This window comes from Gracilimonas sp. BCB1 (assembly GCF_040117685.2).
Lineage (GTDB): Bacteria > Bacteroidota > Rhodothermia > Balneolales > Balneolaceae > Gracilimonas.
Genome location: NZ_JBEDYP020000009.1, coordinates 155,001 through 175,000, shown reverse-complemented (window position 1 = coordinate 175,000; position 20,000 = coordinate 155,001). Strand labels below are relative to the sequence as shown.

The following is a 20,000-nucleotide window of genomic DNA, read 5'->3' as shown; positions in this document are numbered from 1 at the left end:
GCTAGGGCCCTTCACCGGGTACCAACCCTAGACAAACTCCGAATACCGGCAGAAGCCACCAGGCAGTCAGTGGCGGGGTGATAACGTCCCGTCGCGAGAGAGGGAAACAACCCAGACCACCAGCTAAGGCCCCCAATGTATGTTAAGTTGAACAAAGAAAGTTGGGTTGCCCAGACAACTAGGAGGTTGGCTTAGAAGCAGCCATTCCTTTAAAGAGTGCGTAGTACTCACCAGTTAAGTGGCCCGGCGTCCAGAACACCGCGCATTAAACATACTGCCGAAGCTGTGGACTCAAGAGAGCGGTAAGGGAGCATTCCAGGGGCGCAGAAGCCGGATCGTGAGATCCGGTGGAGCCCCTGGAAGCGAAACTGTAGGCATGAGTAACGAGAAGACGGGCGAGAAACCCGTCCACCATAAACCCAAGGGTTCCTGATCAACGCTAATCGGATCAGGGTTAGTCGAGACCTAAGGTGTAGCCGAAAGGCGAAGCCGATGGCAAACCGGTTCAATATTCCGGTACCGAGTTGTACGCCAGGCTAAGGCGTGACGCAGAAGTGACACTCCCGCGTGCTGACGAATGCACGTTAAAGGGCGTAGGCTGGGAAGCAGGCAAATCCGCTTCCCGTTAAGGCTGAACCCCGACAGTAACTCTGAGCCTGCGGGCAAGGAGATAGTGGAGGTAATCCCGCTGCCGAGAAAAGCGTCGTAGTTTGTACAACCCGCTCGTACCCCAAACCGACACAGGTGGGTGAGGAGAGTATCCTAAGGTGCTCGAGTAATTCATGGCTAAGGAACTAGGCAAATTCGATCCGTAACTTCGGGAGAAGGATCCCCTGGGCGTCTTCGGGCGTTCGGGGCGCAGTGAAAAGGCCCAAACGACTGTTTACCAAAAACACATGTCTCTGCTAAGCCGCAAGGCGATGTATAGGGACTGACACCTGCCCGGTGCTGGAAGGTTAAAGAAGGGGGTTAGCTTCGGCGAAGCCCTTAACTGAAGCCCCAGTAAACGGCGGCCGTAACTATAACGGTCCTAAGGTAGCGAAATTCCTTGTCGGGTAAGTTCCGACCTGCACGAATGGTGTAACGATTTGGGCACTGTCTCAGCCATGAGCTCGGTGAAATTGTGGTATCGGTGATGACGCCGATTACCCGCAGCGGGACGAAAAGACCCCGTGAACCTTTACTACAACTTTACATTGGCTTTACCGGATGCATGTGTAGCATAGGCGGGAGACTTTGAACCCTGATCGCTAGGTTGGGGGAGTCGCCCAGTGAAATACCGCCCTTGCCTCAGGTGAATTCTAACCTCCGGGCAACGGAGGAACAGTGTATGGTGGGTAGTTTGACTGGGGCGGTCGCCTCCTAAAGAGTAACGGAGGCTCCCAAAGGTACCCTCAGCACGGTTGGCAATCGTGCGTAGCGTGTAAAAGCATAAGGGTGCTTGACTGCAAGACACACAGGTCGAGCAGGAACGAAAGTTGGGTTTAGTGATCCGGTGGCACCGCATGGAAGGGCCATCGCTCAAAGGATAAAAGGTACTCCGGGGATAACAGGCTTATCTCCCCCAAGAGTTCATATCGACGGGGAGGTTTGGCACCTCGATGTCGGCTCATCGCATCCTGGGGCTGGAGAAGGTCCCAAGGGTTTGGCTGTTCGCCAATTAAAGCGGTACGCGAGCTGGGTTCAGAACGTCGTGAGACAGTTCGGTCTCTATCTGCTGTGGGCGTAGGAATATTGCGGAGAGCTGCTCCTAGTACGAGAGGACCGGAGTGGACGCACCGCTAGTGTACCTGTTGTGTGGTCGCATGCATCGCAGGGTAGCTATGTGCGGAAGTGATAAGCCGCTGAATGCATCTAAGCGCGAAGCACGCTCCAAGATAAGTATTCCCTAAGAGCCTCCTGGAAGACGACCAGGTAGATAGGTAGCAGGTGTACCCATGGTAACATGGTTAGCCGAGCTATACTAATTAGGCCACTGGCTTCGGTTATATGGTTTGCACGGGTCCCCGTGCAGCCCCCTGTAATCAGCTAAGTTTATAAACCCCGTTACTATTGCTGGCTCATCATGTCAAAGAACTTTTTTTTTTGATACGAAGTACATACTGATTTTTATTGAAGGTGACTCTAGCGCAGGGGTCCCACCCGTTCCCATCCCGAACACGGACGTTAAGCCCTGCAGCGCCGATGGTACTCCCACAAGGGGTAGAGTAGGTCGTCGCCTTCTTCCTTTTTTACCCAAGCCTCTTCGCCATCCGAAGAGGCTTTTTTTTTTGACTATAAGACAAGCTATTTTGTAAAAACTATTACAGAAAACCCACGCAGGAATGCTTATATTAAATAGTATTGTTAATAAAGTGATATTAAACTAAGCAGAAGTTATGGCAATGGATTTCCAAAAATTCCTGAAAAACTACAAACAAAAGCTATTCGATATTTTTTCTGAGAGTAGCGAAGCAGAAGAAAATACACTGGTAAGGGGAATTGAAGAGTCGACCTTAAATGAAATTATGGATTTGTCTCCCCTTGGAGCATTTATACCATCTGTTTACGGTGGTTATGGAGGGAATACCGCAGAAGCACTCGCAATGCTGGAGGCCAGCTCTTATGAGTCTCTTCCTTTATCTCTCATGATGGGAATAAACGGGGCATTATTTTTACAGCCCGTGGCTAATTATGCCAATGAAGAAGTAAAGAAGGATATATTTGATCGCGTAATCAACTCAAACAAATTAGGTGGGCTGATGATTACAGAGCCGGACTATGGTTCCGATGCTCTTAAAATGCAGACATCCTATCAAAAGGTAGGGGATGAAACCTATAAGATCGAAGGTACCAAGCACTGGGGCGGATTAACCGGTATGGCAGATTATTGGTTGATTACGGCAAGAAATATGAATGACAAAGGTGATTTGGGCCGGGACATTTCTTTCTTTATCCACGATACCCGAAACGGAGGTATTGAAGTAGAAGAATACTACAACAATCTTGGACTTTATATGCTGCCTTACGGCAAGAACAAAATTGATATTAAAGTTGATGAATCTCACAAGCTTCAGCCCAAGAGTACAGGGGTTACCATGATGCTTGACCTTCTTCACAGAAGCCGGCTGCAGTTTCCCGGAATGGGGATGGGTTTCCTTCGCCGTATGATGGATGAAGCCATGGAGCATTGCAAAGAACGGTTTGTAGGTGGGCAAAGCTTAATCAATTACGATCAGGTTAAAAGCCGTTTATCTGAAATTCAGGCATATTTCACGGTTTGTTCTGCGATGTGCAATTTTACCAGTACTAATATCCCGCTAGAGAAAAATACTTCAAGGCTGGATTTGGAGGCTAATGCTATCAAAGCACTGGTAACTGATTACATGCAACGTGCATCACAATCACTTTTGCAATTGAAGGGAGCTATGGGCTACCGATTGGATAGCATAGCTGGTCGTTCGGTTATTGACAGTCGTCCGTTTCAAATTTTTGAAGGCTCTAATGACATTCTTTATCAGCAAATCAGTGAGTCGGTTCTGAAGATGATGCGAAAGTTGAAAAACAATAACCTGCATGACTTTTTGAGCGAATTCCATCTGACATCACGTTCTTCAGAATATTTTAAAGAACGGTTGAATTTTGAGCTTGACCCCAAAATGCCACAACGTAAGTTGGTAGAACTTGGCAGAGCTTTAGGCCGCATTATTTCCATGGAGTTTACCCTCAGCCTTGGCGATCAGGGATTTAATAACGAACTGATCCAAAATGCCATCAAGACATTGCAGGACGAAGTAAACACTATCATGCAAACGTATAAGTACGGCGGTAATGCTGATGTGGTGGAAGAGTATAAAATGGACAGTTCCTGGTTTAAACTTTCAATGGTGAATGCCTGATCAAAAGATCGTAGTAATTAGCGGGGCCGGAATTAGTGCAGAGAGCGGCCTTTCTACATTCAGGGATGCCGGTGGACTTTGGGAAGGATACGACATCAACGAAGTGGCTTCTATACAAGGTTGGAATAATGATCCAGAAAATGTTCTCAATTTTTATAATCTCAGACGAGAACAAGCTGCGGAAGCCGAACCCAATGCAGCACATAAAGCAGTAGCTGAACTTGAAAGTCATTTCGATGTTTCTGTGGTTACACAAAACGTTGATGATTTGCATGAACGAGCCGGATCAAACCAGGTTTTGCACTTACACGGCGAGCTTAGAAAGGCACGAAGTGTGGAGGATGAATCTATTGTCATTGATATTGGTTCTGATCCTATCAAGTTGGGCGATACTGCCGAGGATGGTGCTCAGTTACGGCCGCATGTAGTTTGGTTTGGAGAAATGGTGCCTATGATAGAACCTGCAGCCATCGAAGTTTCTACAGCTGATATCCTTATTGTTGTGGGCACTTCGTTAGTAGTTTATCCGGCAGCAGGATTAATTGATTATGCACAAACACATATCCCAAAATACATCATTGATCCATCCGATCCTCAACTATATGACTTCGATAGCTGGGAGCACTACAGAGAGAATGCAGGTTCCGGCGTTAAAAAATTAGCAGACAAACTTATAAAAGAATACACATAACAAAATGGCGAGTAAAAAAGCGACCGACGAAGAAAAAGGAATTCTTGAGCAGTTCATGCTGCCTTTCTATCACATTGCGAAAAGAATTCCTCTTTTCCCCGGAAAAAATGACTCAAAATCGGAAGCCGGTTTATTTGGAATTACAGAAGAAGAGCTAAAAGAGTACAGAGAGAACTATGATGAAAATGCCAGGCAGGCTGCTCTTGAAATCCTGAAAGAAGACGAAATTGTTGATTGCCTTGATAAGCTACCCATGGATGATGAGGAGACTATAGTAGCCTTCGGTGACTCAAACACGGAAGATGCACAAGGCTGGTTTACTATTTTAAAACATGTACTGGAAATTTCGGTGGAAAAGGCCAACTTCAATTTCATTAACGCAGGTGTTTCTTACAATACAACCGCTGAAGCTCTTCGCCGAATTGACCGGGATGTGGTAGTTCATGAGCCGGATTGGGTGATTGTAGCTTTGGGTACATTTGATGCTCAGCGTTTGAATATCGCTCCGGACCGAACGTTGTTACCTCTTTCCGAAACCTGGGAGAATATAGAGACCATCCAATCAGTATTGGAATCAAGAGTGGAAAACCCATTGATCTGGATTACACCTGCTCCCGTTATAGATGAAATGCTGGAAGAGAATCTGCTTTACGATTTCACGATTAAACCTGAAGATTTAGGTCCGGTTCAAGACGTGGTTTCCGGTAAACAAGGAGCTATTGTAGATGCCACGGCAAAACGAATGGGTGAGGATGAGCCTAATGCATGGAACTACCTTCCCGACGGCCTGCACCATTCACTTTCCGGACATATGGAAACAACGAAGGCAATTATTAAAAAACTGGCAGAGCCTAAAGATTAACCTTTAGGTTTAACAAGTTCACAGAAGGGTTAAACTTGCGCGATAAACCGCTATCGGTTGTTTGATAGGTCGTGGTTATTGTAGGCGAAACCAATCCAAGGCTGGTTTTATCATTAAATCGAATACCAACTAATCCATCAGCCGAAGGAACTGAACTCTTCATTGCAGTACTGGTGGGGGTAACTCGCTTTGACAGGGCAAAGGCATCAATAAGTCCAACTCCGAAACCCACCCAGGCACCAATTCCCGCTCCATATTGCAATCCTTCTACTAACGGTTCATTAGCAACCAACATCACGGAAGTAGTAACCACAGCACCTGCAGCGGCTCCATAAAAAGTATCCAGTAAAACAATAATGCTGGTGTTGTTTCCATCATTAAATAAACCCTGCACAATCAGCTGCTGTCCACCTGAAGAGGCAATGTCGTAAGCTCCCACTCCAACTCCATATAAAGTTCCAAGCCCGACCCCAACACGTAAAGGAGCAAAATCAGAGCTATTATTTAAAGCCATCGTAGCCCCTCCTAATAAAGTCCCGTTTACAGCTCCGTTCAGTGTATTACCAGCCAGAAGCTCAATGGTTTGACCTTTAGTTTCTTCGTATGCTGAAAAGATAATTGTGAAGCAAAGTAATAATGCTGAAAGTATACGCATTAGAGTCTCTTAGTTTTTTTTGGTTTTACCGAAGTTAGTAAATAATAAATGCCAATACCATCCTGTACTAACCCGGATCATTTAATGCTACCGGTAATACTTTTCCGTTATAAAATTGATGGCCTGTTAAGATGAAGTTGGCTATATAATCACCCATCTGCTTTGGAGAAACGGGGGCTTCAAAACCGGGAAAGGCATTTTCCAGCATTTCGGTTTGTACTGCCCCGATGCACAAACAATTAACGGCAATGTTATCTTCTGCGAATTCTGCACTCAGTACTTCCGATAAGCCAACCACTGCCGCTTTGGCCGCTCCATATGCTGATAATCCTCCAAACTTCAGGCTCCCCTGATAACCTGACATGCTGGAAATGTTAAGTATGTGACTTCCTTTATTCATGTGAGGTTTCAATGTCTGGGTAAGTCGAACAATCCCATATACATTCACATCCATAAGTTTTTTGAATACTTCAATGTTGGTATCCATAAAAGCTTCCCGGTGAACGGCCCCGGCATTATTAATTAACCCGTCCAATCCATCGGTGTCCTCTACCGCTTCAGCAATTTTGCCGATATCCTCCGATTTGGTGAGGTCGGCTGTAATCGGAATGATTGTCCCATTTTCCGCAGCATTTGATAGTTTCTGTAACTTATCCTCAGACCGGGCAGTAGCAATTACGGTATTGTTTTCTAAGGCCAGCTTTAATGCAGTTTCATACCCTATACCGCGGCTGGCACCGGTAACTAAAATCGTCTTACTCATAAAATGATTGTGGATTTGATTAGATGATTTAAAGGTGAAAACAATTGCATTTACAAATAGTTCGGATAAGTTGGAGCGAGCTTGGAAAAAGCGCTTTTTTAGTGGTAAATTTGCACACTGTTAGAAATCCTAAATAGTAAGTTAAGGCTTAATGACTACAAAAACTGGTAAACCGTTAGTACCCAGTAATATAGAAACACTAAAACCTTATGTTGCGGGTAAAACTATTGCAGAAGTAGCAGATTTATACAAACCCACCAAAATAGCCAAACTTGCTTCCAACGAGAACCGATTGGGATGCAGCCCAAAAGTAAAAAATGCAATTGATGAGGCGTTTAAAGAAATTCAGGATTATCCGGATCCGGTTGCCAGAGAACTTCGTGCGGCCATTGCAGAACGAAATGGGGTGAAAAGCGAAAACGTGTTACTTGCTTCCGGATCAGAAAGTATTATTTCCATTCTCTGTAAAACGTTCTTTCTGAATAAGGAAAACGCTGTAACGGCCGATGCGACCTTCGTGGGATTTTTTGTGCAGATTGGTGTTCGGGGAGTTCACCTGAAAAGAATTCCGATGACGCCGGATTACCGCTATGATGTAAAAGCCATTGCCAATGCCATCGATGAGCATACCAAAATGGTGTATATTGCCAACCCCAATAACCCTACCGGTACTTATATCAACAAGGAAGAATTTGAATGGTTCATGAAGCAAGTACCGGAAGATGTGCTTGTGGTGATGGACGAAGCCTACTTCGAGTACACAAAGGGCGTTGAGGATTATCCACAAGCTCTGGATTATGAGCATGACAATATCATTGTATTAAGAACATTTTCGAAAGCTTATGGACTTGCTGGATTCAGAGTGGGATATGCCATTGCCAATGAAGAATTCATCAGTAATATGATGAAGACAAAGCTAACTTTTGAGCCTACAACCCTGGGACAAGCAGCCGCTCTCGCAGCATACAACGATCATGAGTTTCTGCAAAAAAGCATTGATGTTGTAGAAGAAAGTAAGGAGCGTTTGTATAAATTTTTTGATAAGCATAATGTGGATTACGTTAAATCAATTTCAAATTCGGTGATGATGGTTCTTCCATCAGAAGATGAAGCGATTGAGTTTACCCAAAACATGCTGGAAAAGGGAGTGATTCTGCGCCGAATCAATGCTTTTGGATTGCCGAATTGTATCAGGATTACAGTAGGTTTGTCTGAAGAAATGGATCATTTCGAACAATCATTTTTAGAAGTAACTAAGAAGTAAGCAGTAAAGAGTTTTATTTATGGCCAGAAAAAAAACGGCATCAAAGAAGAAAAACAAAACAACTAAAGACGTTGACTGGAAAGACGTTGCCCGGCTTATGCTTACCTCAAGGGCAATGGACGATAAGGAAGAAAATGAGCTGGTTCCTAATAAAGAAGTATTGTACCAGTTTTCGGCTCGAGGTCATGAACTTGGCCAGATTTTATTAGGGAAGTTGCTTACAAATAAGCACGACTCTGCGAGTGCGTATTATCGTTCCCGTCCACTGTTACTTACGCTTGGTCTTTCTGAAGAAGATGCCATGGCAGCGCCCATGGGTAAGTCGGGCGGTTATAGCGATGGGCGTGATATCGGGGTGGTGTGCAATAAACCGGATGCCGACGCCCCAAAAGTATTACCCATGGCCGGGGATGTAGGTTCCCAATACACACCTGCCATTGGTTGGGCACAGGGGATTGAATACCGTAAAAAAGTGCTCAAAGAAAAAGAGTATGACAAAGCCATTTCTGTAATTCTAGGTGGTGACGGTTCGGTTGCAACAAATGGTTTCTGGTCGGCACTGACAATTGCTACTACACAAAACCTGCCCGTGTTATTCTATATTGAAGACAATGGGTATGGTATTTCCGTAACAAGCGAATATCAGACACCGGGTGGTAAGATCAGTAACAATCTTCAGTCATTTAATAACCTGAAGATCTATGACGGCGACGGAACCGATCCGGAAGAAGCGGCATCGTTACTGGAAGAATCCGTCGACTACGTTCGGGGAAGAAAAGGCCCGGCTCTTATTCGTTTAACGGTTCCAAGACTAAACGGCCATTCTTATCAGGATAACCAGGCGTATAAAGATGACAAGTTAGTCGAAAAAGAAAAGAAGAATGATCCTCTTGAAAAACTAAAAGCCTATATGGTGCCGGATCAGATCACGGAAAAAACCTGGAAAAACTGGGAAAAGAAAGCAAAAGAGACAATTGAAGAAGCGGCAGAAGCAGCATTGAATCGTCCTCAACCGGATACATCCCAAACTGAAAAATTTGCTTTCGCAGAAGATGAAATCCAGACCATTGGAGGACTTGCTGTTGAAGGTCATGAGTTTCCGGAGTCGACTGAAGAAGCGAAGCCCGAAAAGCAGCGTATTAACATTGTGGAAGCGATCCGCCGTACGCTGAAGTATGAGCTTGAAACCAACCCAAGGGTAATGGTTTTTGGGGAAGACGTTGGGATGAAAGGCGGGGTACATGCAGCAACCATGGACCTTCAGTCAGAATTTGGACAAGATCGAGTTTTCGATACCAGTCTTTCGGAAGAAGGAATTATAGGGCGGGCCGTTGGTTTGGCATATTCAGGCTTAATGCCGGTAGCTGAGATTCAATTCAGGAAATATGCAGATCCGGCAACAGAGCAGCTCAACAACTGTGGAACTACACGTTGGAGAACGGCCAATCGTTTTGCTGCACCCATTGTAGTTCGTATGCCCGGCGGATTCGCCAAGTGTGGTGATCCATGGCACAGTATGAGTAACGAAGTGTTTTTTACTCACGCCATCGGATGGCAGGTAGCCATGCCAAGCAACGCCGAAGATGCAGTTGGTTTGCTCAGATCAGCGATGAGAAGCAATAACCCAACGGTCTTTTTTGAGCACCGTAATTTGTTAGATGCCAAATATGCACGAAAGCCATATCCGGGTGATGAATTTATTGTACCATTTGGAAAAGCAAAAAAGCTGAGAGAAGGAGAGGAGCTTACCATTGTTACATGGGGAGCTATGTGTGAACGAAGTGAAGCCGCAGTAGAAAAACTGGGAGTATCTGCAGATGTACTGGACCTAAGGACTTTGATGCCCTGGGATAAAGAGGCTGTTCTGGATTCCATTCGGCGAACAAACCGTTGTTTGATTGTTCATGAGGACAACAAAACAGCCGGGTTCGGAGCAGAGATTGCAGCAGTTCTTGTGCGTGAAGCCTTCACTTACCTGGATGCACCGGTTGAACGTATAACCATGCCCGATATCCCTGTTCCTTATAATGTTAACCTGATGAACTCAGTGCTTCCAACTACCGAAAAAATTACCGGTAAGATAGAGGAATTGCTCTCTTTCTAAGTTTGGAGCCAATTGTTACATGAGTCTTTTTTAATTTTAAGATCATAGAGTTTTCTGCGAGGAAGCTCTATAATTGAAGGCGTTCAACTCTTTAATTTTTATCAGGCTTGAGACTCGGTACAAAAATTATCATTGGCTTTATATGCATCAGTTTGTTGTTGGCTGTTGTTGGGTTTATTTCTGATCAATTCACTTCGGAAATAAGGCAGGAACAGCTACGGTCGGTCAATGAAGCTTCTGAGGTTGTGATTTATACAGGTGAAATGGAGCGCAGCCTATTCCAAAGCCTGATTTTTTTGAATGGAATAAGAGAGGCACTGGTAGTAGAAAAAAACTACGATACGGTTCAGGAGCTCCCGGCTGTGGTAGCCCTCATATCGCAATTTGAGGGAGAGCTGGAGCAGTTTGAAGCGGCCTTCGCAAAATTGGAGGCTTTGCTGGTTCAGGATCAGCGGTTACCGGAGGATGTGAATGAACTGCTGATGAGCTATGAAGTGTATAAGTCGATAGCAAAACAATGGTTAGATCTGGGAGAAGAAGATTTTGCGCAGGCTAACATCATGTTCATCAATTCGATTGAGCCTTACTTTCGCAATAACATCATACCGGAAATAACTCAGCTACGGAGTTTTGTATTATCTATTCAGGAGCAACGAAATGTTCAGCTCACCAACTCACTGGAGAGAGCAGAATTAATAAACTATATTGCTACGCTCAGCTCGGTATTGCTGGCTATTGTTCTGGCTGTTTATATTTACAGATCTATTGCAAACCCTTTGGCAAAACTAAGCGCAACAGCGAAAAAACTGGGTGAAGGAAAGCTGGATGAAAGAATAGGGGTGACTTCCAAAGATGAGATCGGAGAATTATCGGAAGCATTCAACTCAATGGCGGCCGGGCTTCAGAAAAAAACGGTTTCTAAAGCATATGTCGACAATATCATTGAATCCATTCAGGAAGCTTTATTTGTAACGGACAATGGTGGAACCCTGATCCGGGTTAATTCCGCAGCTGCTGATTTAATGGGGTATAAAGTTGAAGAAATGATTCAACGTCAGGTGAAAGATTTTTACAATATGAAGCAGATGGGAAAGGAGTATGAGCAAAACCGAAAAGACAAAAAATCCTTTGAGTTTTCACTGATCCATAAAGACGGGCATTTATTATCTGTTTTGTTTTCCGAGGCAGAGCTCATGGATATACAAGGAAATAAAGTAGGAACCGTTTCGGTGGCCAGTGATATTTCTGAACGTAAAAAACAGGAAGAAGAAATTCGCGGATCTCTAAAAGAAAAAGAGGTGATGCTGGCAGAAATTCATCACAGGGTAAAAAATAACCTTGCTGTCATTTCAGGTCTGCTTCAGCTGCAAAGCTACAGTGCCAAAAACACGGAAGTAGAAAAAGCTCTTAGCGACAGCCAAATGCGGATCCAATCTATAGCATTGGTTCATGAGATGCTTTATGAAAGCGAATCGCTGGCCTTCATTGATTACGATAAATATGTTAATGACTTACTGCAAGCTATAAGCAGTATGCACATGAACGGCCAAAAGAATATTGAACTTTCTGCAGAGGTAGAGCCAATTTCGCTGAGTATCAACCAAGCCATTCCATGTTCCTTGCTCATTAATGAGTTGATTGTGAATGCCTATAAACATGCTTTTAAGGATCAGGAGGATGGAAATATAAAGGTAAAAATGACCGAAGATAACGGTAGAATAACTATGGTTATCTCTGATAACGGACAAGGTTTTGATATCAATAAATTCACCAATTCCAATTCACTTGGTTCAACTCTAATCCGAACGCTTGCCGAACAGTTAGAAGGAGATTTTGAAATACTGGACAGCTCACAGGCCAGTGGAAGTATCTTTAAAATTGAATTTATCCGGGAAAAGGAACTGAAGAACTGACTTTGTTCAAATCTCGTCAAATGGTTAGTAACAAAGCATTCAAAAAATCGTAGCTTTCTTTATTACTATTAACTCCGGCCATTATTAATGGCATAAGATTAATTAGGGCGCATTTCGTTGTTAAACCGACGTACTTTTATATTACTTTTTTGTGGATTAGCCGGGTTAGTGAGCTATTTTCTTCTCCGTCCCGACATAGAATTCTACGCAGCAGGACCTATATCTGAAAGCAAGGAAACCGTTGAAGAACGGCTTATAGATATTGCTCCAATGCTTGGGTTCTCTGCCGATACTCTTGCTATGATGACGATGCGCAAACAGCATCTGAAGTACCTGAAAACCCTTCAAGACACGTTAACGGATGAAACAAATCCGGCAAAGCTGAACAATGCAAGCGTGCATATCCAAAGCTGGGAAACAATTATAGGCAGCAGAAATAGAAACAACGGTATGTTTGCTTCTACAGGCCAGTTATTTGATGATGTTGGCCGGCTTAGGGTAAATGTATCCAATTCGGGGAGGGTGATTCGATTAAAGGCCCATGATGAAAACCCAAACCCTACCTTTTTACAAGGCGACTCACTGTTAGCAATTGCAAGCGAGCTTGTAGGAAATACATTAGGCTATGATCTGGATAAATACGAAATCATCGAAGAAAACACAGGTGACACTTCTTTTGAAATACTTGAAGAGCGAAATAGCAGAGTGATACTGGAAAATGGGAGTGCCAACACCCTTGACATAAACTGGAAAAGAAGACCTGATGTATCTGATACTCCCGAAACGTTGACACTTAACCTGAAACCAGTAGTTCGGGAAATTGATAATGAGCTTGGTTTCCGGACAGAATTTGGTTTTAGTATCGAGTCGTTCGCTGCAATGAATCAGTTTGAACCCGAAAATTTACAAGCAAGTACCTCAATTGAGGACGATAGTGATTTATACTTTACATATGCCCTGTTTGCAGCCCTGTTTATTCTCGCTATTCTGGTTTTTACGGTTGGAATTCAAAACATTTTTAAAGGAAAGGTAGAATGGAGACGTGCCCTTGTGATCTTTATAGTTGTGGCGGTTACAACCTACGGATGGCGAGCCATTTTCTTTTATTACACGTTTAATGATTTTTTGAGTAATGCCGGGTTATTTGGTGCGACCATAAACAGTGTGTTGTTTGCTATGGTGGTTGGGCTGTATGGCTCACTGGCATATATAAGCTGGGAGGCACTGGCCCGTTCTCAGAAACAACGCCAGGTTGACGTAATTGATGCACTTTGGCAACGAAAGTTTTTTATCAGTGAAACAGGAGCCGGTATTATCCATGGTTTTGCGGTTGGCGGGATTCTCATTGGGATCATGTCCACCTTGATATATTTAATGGGAGATTACCTGATTCAAATCGATAGTCAGTTTGGGTTTGCAGAGGCAAGTATTCAGCCTAAGCTACTTACAATAAATATGAGTGCGATGACGGTTACCTGGCTGGTGTGTGTTGCACAAATTGGTTTTGTTTACTCCATTATTAATCATTGGGTTAAACGGGATTGGTTAGTCGGAATTCTTTCGATCATATTCAGTGGAGTTTGTATAACCGTGTTAGGGCGTCTTATAGGTACAAGCGGTTCGGTATTTGAAGATCTGGCCATTTACCTGGGTATAGCCATTGTACTGATTTATGCCATTCGTGAGTTTGGATTACTCAGTGTGTGTACTGCTTTATGGTTCTTCAATGTGTTCTATATGATACAGCCCTACATCGGTTCTGAGTCAATGGAAGTAGCTTATGTAAGTTGGGTACAGGCATTTATTTTGGCCGGGCCATTAGTTTATGGGTTTATCGCTTACCGATATGGTTTCTCCGTTTCCGAAGTTGGCGGATACATCCCTGAATATGAGGAACGAATAGCCCAGCATCTGCGGGTTGAAAAAGAAATAGAGATAGCTCGCGAAAGCCAATACAAACTGATGCCTCTTCAACCGCCAAAAGCTGATGGAATTGATGTTTATGGGTTTTTTCTGCCGTCTTTTGAGGTAGGGGGTGATTACTTTGATTACGTACTTTCAGAAAATGAACAAGGCGAGGTAACATCTTTAACCATGGCTGTGGTGGATGTTTCGGGCAAGGCGATGCGTGCGGCCATGCCGGCTGTATTTACGAGTGGATTGCTGCTGTCCAGAATGAAAGAAGACATGCCGGATGAGGTATTGTCGCAGATTACCGAACCGATATTTTCGAGAACAGACAAAAGAACATTTATTACCTGTGCGCTGGCTCGTTATGATTTTGGTTCTATGAAAATGAGTATAGCCAATGCGGGACACTGCCGCCCTATTCTAAAAAGAAACGGGCTTGCAGAATACATCCATACGCCGGCCCCTTCTTACCCTTTAGGACTAAAAACAGGGGTTAAATACAATGCCGAAACCATCACCATGAAGAAAGGTGACTTCTTCCTGCTTTATTCAGACGGATTGCCGGAAGCAGTGAATGAAAAAGGTGAACGTTTTGGTTTTGATGAAGTGCCGCGACTGATAGAATCCATTGATACGGAAACCCTGTCGGCAAATGAAATTGCACAGGAAATAAAACGGACTGTTCAGAAATTCAGTAACTATCAATTGGCGGATGATACTACTATCATATGCCTGAAGATTTAAAAAAGAATAAGGCAAATCGCACCAATTAAAACAGGCTGCCAGCGAGTTGCTTTGATAATATTAATCACAAAAAACAGAACATGGCTGAAGATCAAAATTTTGATTTTAATGTACCGCCGCAGTTCGAGAAGGTTTCAAAAAACATCCGGCTTATTATTGGCGGATTGATTGTTGCTCTGCTCGGCTTTTCCACCTTCTTCACGGTTGATCCTGAAGAGGTAGGAGTTGTAGTGCGGTTGGGTAAATTTGTAGAAACCGTTGAACCGGGACTGAATTATAAACTGCCACTTATCGATCAGGTTGAATTGGTTCCTGTAGAACGACAACTGAAACAAGAATTTGGATATCGTACGGTTCAGGCCGGGGTTCAAACCCGTTATCAAAAGGCAGGATATGAAGATGAATCATTAATGCTAACCGGCGACTTAAACCTTGCGGATGTTGAATGGGTTGTTCAGTATCGTATAAACGATCCTTATAGCTACCTGTTTAAAGTTCGTAATGCCGAATCTACTTTATCTGATATTTCCGAAGCTGCGATGCGCCAGATTGTGGGTGATCGTACGGTGAATGAAGTACTCACCGTTGGGCGTGCCGAAGTGTCAATCCAGGTTCAACAATTGATTCAATCCTTGGTCACTGAATATGAAATGGGGATTACCATAGAACAGGTAGTTCTGCAGGATATCAATCCACCGAATCCGGTAAAACCCTCTTTTAATGCCGTAAATGAAGCTCAACAGCAAAGAGAAACATTGATTAACCAAGCTCGGGCCGATTACAATCGTGTAATCCCAAGAGCACGAGGTGAAGCTCAGGAAACCATTCAGCGAGCGGAAGGTTATGCTTCGGAGCGTGTGAATACGGCCGAAGGTGAAGTGTCTCGTTTTAACGATTTATACTCCGAGTACATAAAAGCCCCGGAGGTTACAAAACGAAGGATCTTTTTAGAAACCATGGAAGATATCATACCAAAAATGGGGAAGAAAATTATAACAGATCAGAACGGAAACAATGTGTTGCCACTGCTTCAGCTTCAGTTAGATGGAGCCCGCAGTTCAACAAATCAAAACGACGGAGGTAACTAAGATGAGTCAAGCAAAAGGAATTATTGCCGTTGTCGTTGGTTTAGTGCTGTTTTTAACAGCTATTGATGGATTCTATATCGTACATGAAACCGAGCAGGTCATCATTACTCAATTTGGTGATCCCGTTGGGGAAGCTATTACACAGCCGGGCTTGAAGTTCAAGATTCCGTTCATGCAGACGGCCAACTTTTTCGAAAAGCGGTATCTGGAATGGGATGGAGATCGAAACCAAATTCCAACACGTGACAAAAAATTCATTTTTGTGGATTCTTATGCGCGATGGCAAATAACAGATCCCCTGCAGTTCTATCAGCGATTGGGCAACGAACGCGGAGCTCAGTCCCGACTTGATGACATTCTGGATGGGGAAACCCGAAATGCCATTGCCTCTCACGATTTACTCGAAATTGTTCGAACCAGCAATCGTGAACCGGATACTTCCGGTGCGGCTATCTTAGAAGTGGTGGAAGATTCGCTGGAGACCATCGAAACAGGACGGGGGTTCATTCAGGATGAAATCCAGGAAAAAGGAAATGAGCGGGCTAAAGATCTGGGAATTGTAATTCTGGATTTCCGCATCAAGCGTGTAAATTATGTGGAAGATGTACGCCAAACAGTGTACGACCGTATGATTTCTGAACGTAACCGAATAGCGGATGAATTCAGGTCGGAAGGTCAGGGTGAAGCTTCCCGTATTAACGGTGAAAAGGAAAGAGACCTTGCCCGAATTCAATCGGAAGCTTTCCGGGAAGCTGAAATCATACGAGGTAATGCCGATGCACAAGCCGCTGCTATTTATAATGCAGCTTATAATAAATCGCCTCAGGCAAGAGAGCTGTACTCGTTTATGCGTTCCATGGATGCTTATGTGAAAACCATTGATGAGCAAACCAATGTAATACTCTCAACCGAAAGTGATTTCTTCCGTTATCTGAACCGGATCGACTAAGACTGCGCAACACTTTTTGAATATAAGCACGGGTTAATTTAGCCCGTGCTTTTTTATTTGCCTAAAAACGTTGTGATTAGCCCAAAAGCAGACAGTCAGCCTTTAGCAATTAAGTACAGCTGCACCACTTTCAATTCATCATAAGTTATTTTTTCAGACAAGGCTTCAAAAACAGGACGAAGCATATCGGTTCCATGTTCGGTAAAAGCTTGCTCTACTTTTTTCAGGTTAGATCTACTGAGGTTTGAGGCACCTAATATTTTATCTGAAGGTATCTTATTTCCGGCTTTAACAAACTTGAGTAAATAGCCAACAACGGTGCTCTCTTTTACATCAATTTTAGTGGCAATGTCGGTGATAGTATCTCCCTGGAGAAACATGTGTCCTACTTCATAAGGCCGGCCGGTTTTACTGAGTGTTTTTCGGGCTTTACTCTTCTTTGGTTGCCCGGATTTGGACCTTTCTTTCAAGCCTTGTTCTTTACAAAACTCAATAATGGGATTTAGAAAAGCTGTTCCGTATTTCTCTGCTTTGGCTCGTCCCACACCATGTACTTTCAAAAAACTCTCTTTCGATTGGGGAAAATAATAAGCCATTTCGATCAAAGAGGTATCTGCAAAAATTACATATGGTGGTACACCCTGTTGTTGAGCCAGGTCCATCCGTTTCTCTTTAAGTAAGGCAAATAGGTTTTTATTGAAATCAAGCGATTCGATTTCTGATTTAGCACCCCCGGTTTGGTTTTTCTTTTGGGGCTCCTCAATCACCCCAAAAACCTCCTGTTCCCCCTTGAGGATTTCCACGGCTTTGGGAGTAAGCTTTAAACTTTTATGTTCAAACTCTCTCACAATGATGTCCTGCTTCATCAGTTCACGATACAGTTGTTTCCACTCTGGTCGGCTAAATTCTTTCCCGATTCCATAAGTTGAAAGCTGATTGTGCCCAAATTTCAGAACTTCTTTGCGGCGTGAACCGACCAGAATATTTTTGATATGGTGATATCCGAATTTTTGGTCGGTACGTGCCATAGTTGAAAGAAACTTTTGAACAGGAATGGTGATGTTTTCTTTTTCGGGGGTGTCTCCGGTGCAGAAGTCACACATTCCGCAATTTGGTTCGTTGAAATGTTCCCCAAAATATTGGAGTAACTTAATACGCCGGCATTGATGGGATTCCACATACTCCATCAGTTTTTGAAGGTGCTGCTCAGCCACCCGCTGTTCGCTTTCAGCTTTTTGGTCAATAAAGTACCTGATTTTTGAGGCGTCACCATAACTGAACAGAAACAGGCAATCGGCTTGCAGCCCATCACGTCCGGCGCGGCCAATTTGCTGATAGTAGGACTCAATGTTCCTGGGCATGTCGTGGTGAACAACAAACCGAACATCCGGCTTATCAATACCCATCCCAAAAGCGATGGTCGCTACAATAATGTTCACCTCATCCCGAATAAAAGCATCCTGATTTTTTGCACGCTCTTGTTCTGCAAGCCCCGCGTGATAGGGTAGGGAGTTGAATCCGTTTGCATTCAGATCTTGTGAAAGTTGGTCAACTTGTTTTCTGGAAAAACAATAAATAATCCCTGAATCACCTTCGTGTCGCCTCAGAAAGTTTATGACCTGCTGAAGAGCGTTATTTTTAGATTCTACATTCAGGTAAAGGTTTTTCCGATTAAAGCTGGCGACAAATGTATGGGCATTTTTAAGACCCAGTGATACCGCAATGTCTTTTTGAACCCGTAACGTTGCGGTAGCAGTTAAGCCTAAAGTTACTGCGTTCTCAAATCGTCTGGTCACATTAGCCAGCTGCCTGTACTCCGGCCGGAAATCATGCCCCCATTCTGAAATGCAGTGAGCTTCATCAATGGCTATGCACTCTACATTAAGTCCGGTGAGCAAATTCAGGACATTACCTTTCAACAGAGTTTCAGGAGCCAGATATAAAAGATCCAGCTTATTTCTTCGGATAAGATCCAGTGTATTTTGATAATCCCGGGGCGAAAGCGAGCTGTTCAGGTATGAAGCAGAAACTCCATAAGCTGTGAGTTGATCCACCTGATCTTTCATGAGCGAAATTAGGGGAGAGACAACAATGGTGAACCCATCAAATATGAGGGCAGGAATTTGGTAGCATAGCGACTTTCCGCCACCGGTGGGCATCACGGCTAGGGTGTCGTGTTTCCGGAGAACGTTTTCAATTATATCTTTTTGAAGGGAGCGGAATTCCTCAAAGCCAAAAACATCATGGAGTATATGTTCAGCTTGTTGGAGGTCCGGCATAATATTGAGAGTTTTTTCTGTTTGGTTCATCGTCTTTTTCTAAAGTAAGAGCCGGGAAAACTGAATTCCTTACAGATTTATCTGAAAAAAGCTAAGATCGAGACTGAATAACTAGTTAAACAGGTTGGTTTTCGATGATGTCTTCGAAATCAACATCCAGCATTTCACTAAGTATTTCTTTGCTGTCAGAAGTATTGATCCGGGCTCCGAGCTTCATCAATATATTATAAAGTCCGAGATGAACACGGGTTGTGTATAAGAAGTGTTGGGAACCACGAGGTTCGTTACCAATGGGGGCGTCTTTGGTGAAGTATTTAATCTTGTTTCGGTATTCCTCGTCCCCAAAATCAAAAACTTCAGATTTATAAGGCTCAGCGAAAGTCATCCCATAATTACGGGCAAAACGGAAGTATTCCTCTTCGTTGTCGGGATTATCTGAATCTGGTTTAATGACTTTTAGTTTGTAATATAGATTGCGAATAGCTTCTTCATCTCCATCTAAATGGGTGGGCAGCAGTCGCAGGTAATCCATGAAAAATTCTTCAGGAAATTGTTTTACACAACCGAAATCAATTACGCCCAGCTTGTTATCATGAGTAAATAAGAAATTTCCGGGATGAGTGTCTGCGTGTACGTAATTCTTATCTTGTATTTGTTGATGAAAAAAATCCCACAAAAGCTGACCGAATAGATTTCGTTGTTCCTGGGTTGGGTCTTCTTTAAGGAACTCATTCAGGTGCCGGCCTTCCATGTACGTCATGCATAGCACTTTATCTGTGGAATACTCTTTAATCCACTCCGGGATAACGATATTCATCCCGCCAAATCGCTCCCGGAATAGCTCAATTTGCTGCCCTTCATTTGTATAATCGGTTTCTTCCAGCAGCGTTTGTTTTACT

General features: G+C 43.7%; 13 protein-coding genes and 2 rRNA genes (2 of these 15 cut by a window edge). 11 read left to right on the top strand and 4 right to left on the bottom strand.

The window, feature by feature from the left end; all coding sequences use genetic code 11:
• The 5 genes from ABFW99_RS04860 to ABFW99_RS04840 all read left to right on the top strand — a co-directional run.
• Positions 1 to 1,988 (top strand): 23S ribosomal RNA (locus ABFW99_RS04860) (it extends 902 nt beyond the left edge of the window).
• Between the two features lie 126 nt (positions 1,989 to 2,114).
• Positions 2,115 to 2,224, top strand: a 5S ribosomal RNA gene (gene rrf, locus ABFW99_RS04855).
• Positions 2,225 to 2,384: 160 nt separating this feature from the next.
• On the top strand, positions 2,385 to 3,878 hold the full coding sequence (locus tag ABFW99_RS04850) for an acyl-CoA dehydrogenase family protein (protein WP_349355703.1): 1,494 nt from the start codon (positions 2,385 to 2,387) through the stop codon (positions 3,876 to 3,878).
• Positions 3,871 to 4,569, top strand: a complete 699-nt coding sequence (locus ABFW99_RS04845) for an SIR2 family NAD-dependent protein deacylase (RefSeq protein WP_349355704.1) — start codon at positions 3,871 to 3,873, stop codon at positions 4,567 to 4,569. Before ABFW99_RS04850 ends, ABFW99_RS04845 begins: the two co-directional genes overlap by 8 nt.
• A gap of 4 nt (positions 4,570 to 4,573) precedes the next feature.
• Entirely contained in the window at positions 4,574 to 5,431 is an 858-nt protein-coding gene (locus ABFW99_RS04840) for an SGNH/GDSL hydrolase family protein (protein WP_349355705.1), read from the top strand.
• Here ABFW99_RS04840 and ABFW99_RS04835 read toward each other — a convergent pair.
• Both ABFW99_RS04835 and ABFW99_RS04830 read right to left on the bottom strand, forming a co-directional pair.
• Positions 5,421 to 6,086, bottom strand: a complete 666-nt coding sequence (locus ABFW99_RS04835) for a hypothetical protein (protein WP_349355706.1) — start codon at positions 6,084 to 6,086, stop codon at positions 5,421 to 5,423. The genes ABFW99_RS04840 and ABFW99_RS04835 overlap by 11 nt on opposite strands.
• A gap of 67 nt (positions 6,087 to 6,153) precedes the next feature.
• Complete coding sequence (locus ABFW99_RS04830; protein ID WP_349355707.1) at positions 6,154 to 6,849, bottom strand: SDR family NAD(P)-dependent oxidoreductase; 696 nt, start codon at positions 6,847 to 6,849, stop codon at positions 6,154 to 6,156.
• Positions 6,850 to 7,000: 151 nt separating this feature from the next.
• Here ABFW99_RS04830 and hisC point away from each other — a divergent pair, with 151 nt between their 5' ends.
• The 6 genes from hisC to hflC all read left to right on the top strand — a co-directional run bounded on the left by hisC (position 7,001) and on the right by hflC (position 16,822).
• On the top strand, positions 7,001 to 8,113 hold the full coding sequence (gene hisC / locus ABFW99_RS04825) for a histidinol-phosphate transaminase (protein ID WP_349355708.1): 1,113 nt from the start codon (positions 7,001 to 7,003) through the stop codon (positions 8,111 to 8,113).
• A gap of 19 nt (positions 8,114 to 8,132) precedes the next feature.
• Positions 8,133 to 10,217, top strand: coding sequence for an alpha-ketoacid dehydrogenase subunit alpha/beta (locus ABFW99_RS04820; protein ID WP_349355709.1), 2,085 nt, complete (start codon positions 8,133 to 8,135; stop codon positions 10,215 to 10,217).
• A gap of 107 nt (positions 10,218 to 10,324) precedes the next feature.
• Entirely contained in the window at positions 10,325 to 12,130 is a 1,806-nt protein-coding gene (locus tag ABFW99_RS04815; RefSeq protein ID WP_349355710.1) for a histidine kinase dimerization/phosphoacceptor domain -containing protein, read from the top strand.
• 168 nt (positions 12,131 to 12,298) lie between these two features.
• Positions 12,299 to 14,785: a PP2C family protein-serine/threonine phosphatase gene (locus tag ABFW99_RS04810; protein WP_349355711.1), complete on the top strand. Its 2,487-nt coding sequence runs from the start codon at positions 12,299 to 12,301 to the stop codon at positions 14,783 to 14,785.
• Between the two features lie 80 nt (positions 14,786 to 14,865).
• Positions 14,866 to 15,873 (top strand): FtsH protease activity modulator HflK, encoded by a 1,008-nt coding sequence (gene hflK / locus ABFW99_RS04805; protein ID WP_349355712.1) that lies wholly within the window; start codon positions 14,866 to 14,868, stop codon positions 15,871 to 15,873.
• A 1-nt stretch (position 15,874) separates the two neighbouring features.
• Positions 15,875 to 16,822 carry a protease modulator HflC gene (gene hflC / locus ABFW99_RS04800; protein ID WP_349355713.1) on the top strand — a complete coding sequence of 316 codons (948 nt, stop codon included), beginning with the start codon at positions 15,875 to 15,877 and terminating at the stop codon, positions 16,820 to 16,822.
• A gap of 95 nt (positions 16,823 to 16,917) precedes the next feature.
• On the opposite strand, the gene recQ is transcribed toward hflC, so the two are convergent.
• Positions 16,918 to 19,131 carry a DNA helicase RecQ gene (gene recQ / locus ABFW99_RS04795; RefSeq protein WP_349355714.1) on the bottom strand — a complete coding sequence of 738 codons (2,214 nt, stop codon included), beginning with the start codon at positions 19,129 to 19,131 and terminating at the stop codon, positions 16,918 to 16,920.
• 85 nt (positions 19,132 to 19,216) lie between these two features.
• Positions 19,217 to 20,000 carry the 3' portion of an ABC1 kinase family protein gene (locus tag ABFW99_RS04790; RefSeq protein WP_349355715.1) on the bottom strand. It continues 557 nt past the right edge of the window, so the window shows 784 of its 1,341 coding nt (coding positions 558–1,341); its start codon lies off the right edge, out of view — the gene reads right to left on this strand; the stop codon is at positions 19,217 to 19,219.

Excerpts from the sequence above, each read along its gene's own strand:
- hflC (WP_349355713.1), top strand. The coding sequence starts at position 15,875 with ATGAGTCAAGCAAAAGGAATTATTGCCGTTGTCGTTGGTTTAGTGCTG.
- ABFW99_RS04835 (WP_349355706.1), bottom strand. The coding sequence starts at position 6,086 with ATGCGTATACTTTCAGCATTATTACTTTGCTTCACAATTATCTTTTCA.
- ABFW99_RS04845 (WP_349355704.1), top strand. The coding sequence starts at position 3,871 with ATGCCTGATCAAAAGATCGTAGTAATTAGCGGGGCCGGAATTAGTGCA.
- recQ (WP_349355714.1), bottom strand. The coding sequence starts at position 19,131 with ATGAACCAAACAGAAAAAACTCTCAATATTATGCCGGACCTCCAACAA.
- ABFW99_RS04830 (WP_349355707.1), bottom strand. The coding sequence starts at position 6,849 with ATGAGTAAGACGATTTTAGTTACCGGTGCCAGCCGCGGTATAGGGTAT.
- ABFW99_RS04840 (WP_349355705.1), top strand. The coding sequence starts at position 4,574 with ATGGCGAGTAAAAAAGCGACCGACGAAGAAAAAGGAATTCTTGAGCAG.
- ABFW99_RS04820 (WP_349355709.1), top strand. The coding sequence starts at position 8,133 with ATGGCCAGAAAAAAAACGGCATCAAAGAAGAAAAACAAAACAACTAAA.
- hflK (WP_349355712.1), top strand. The coding sequence starts at position 14,866 with ATGGCTGAAGATCAAAATTTTGATTTTAATGTACCGCCGCAGTTCGAG.
- ABFW99_RS04850 (WP_349355703.1), top strand. The coding sequence starts at position 2,385 with ATGGATTTCCAAAAATTCCTGAAAAACTACAAACAAAAGCTATTCGAT.
- hisC (WP_349355708.1), top strand. The coding sequence starts at position 7,001 with ATGACTACAAAAACTGGTAAACCGTTAGTACCCAGTAATATAGAAACA.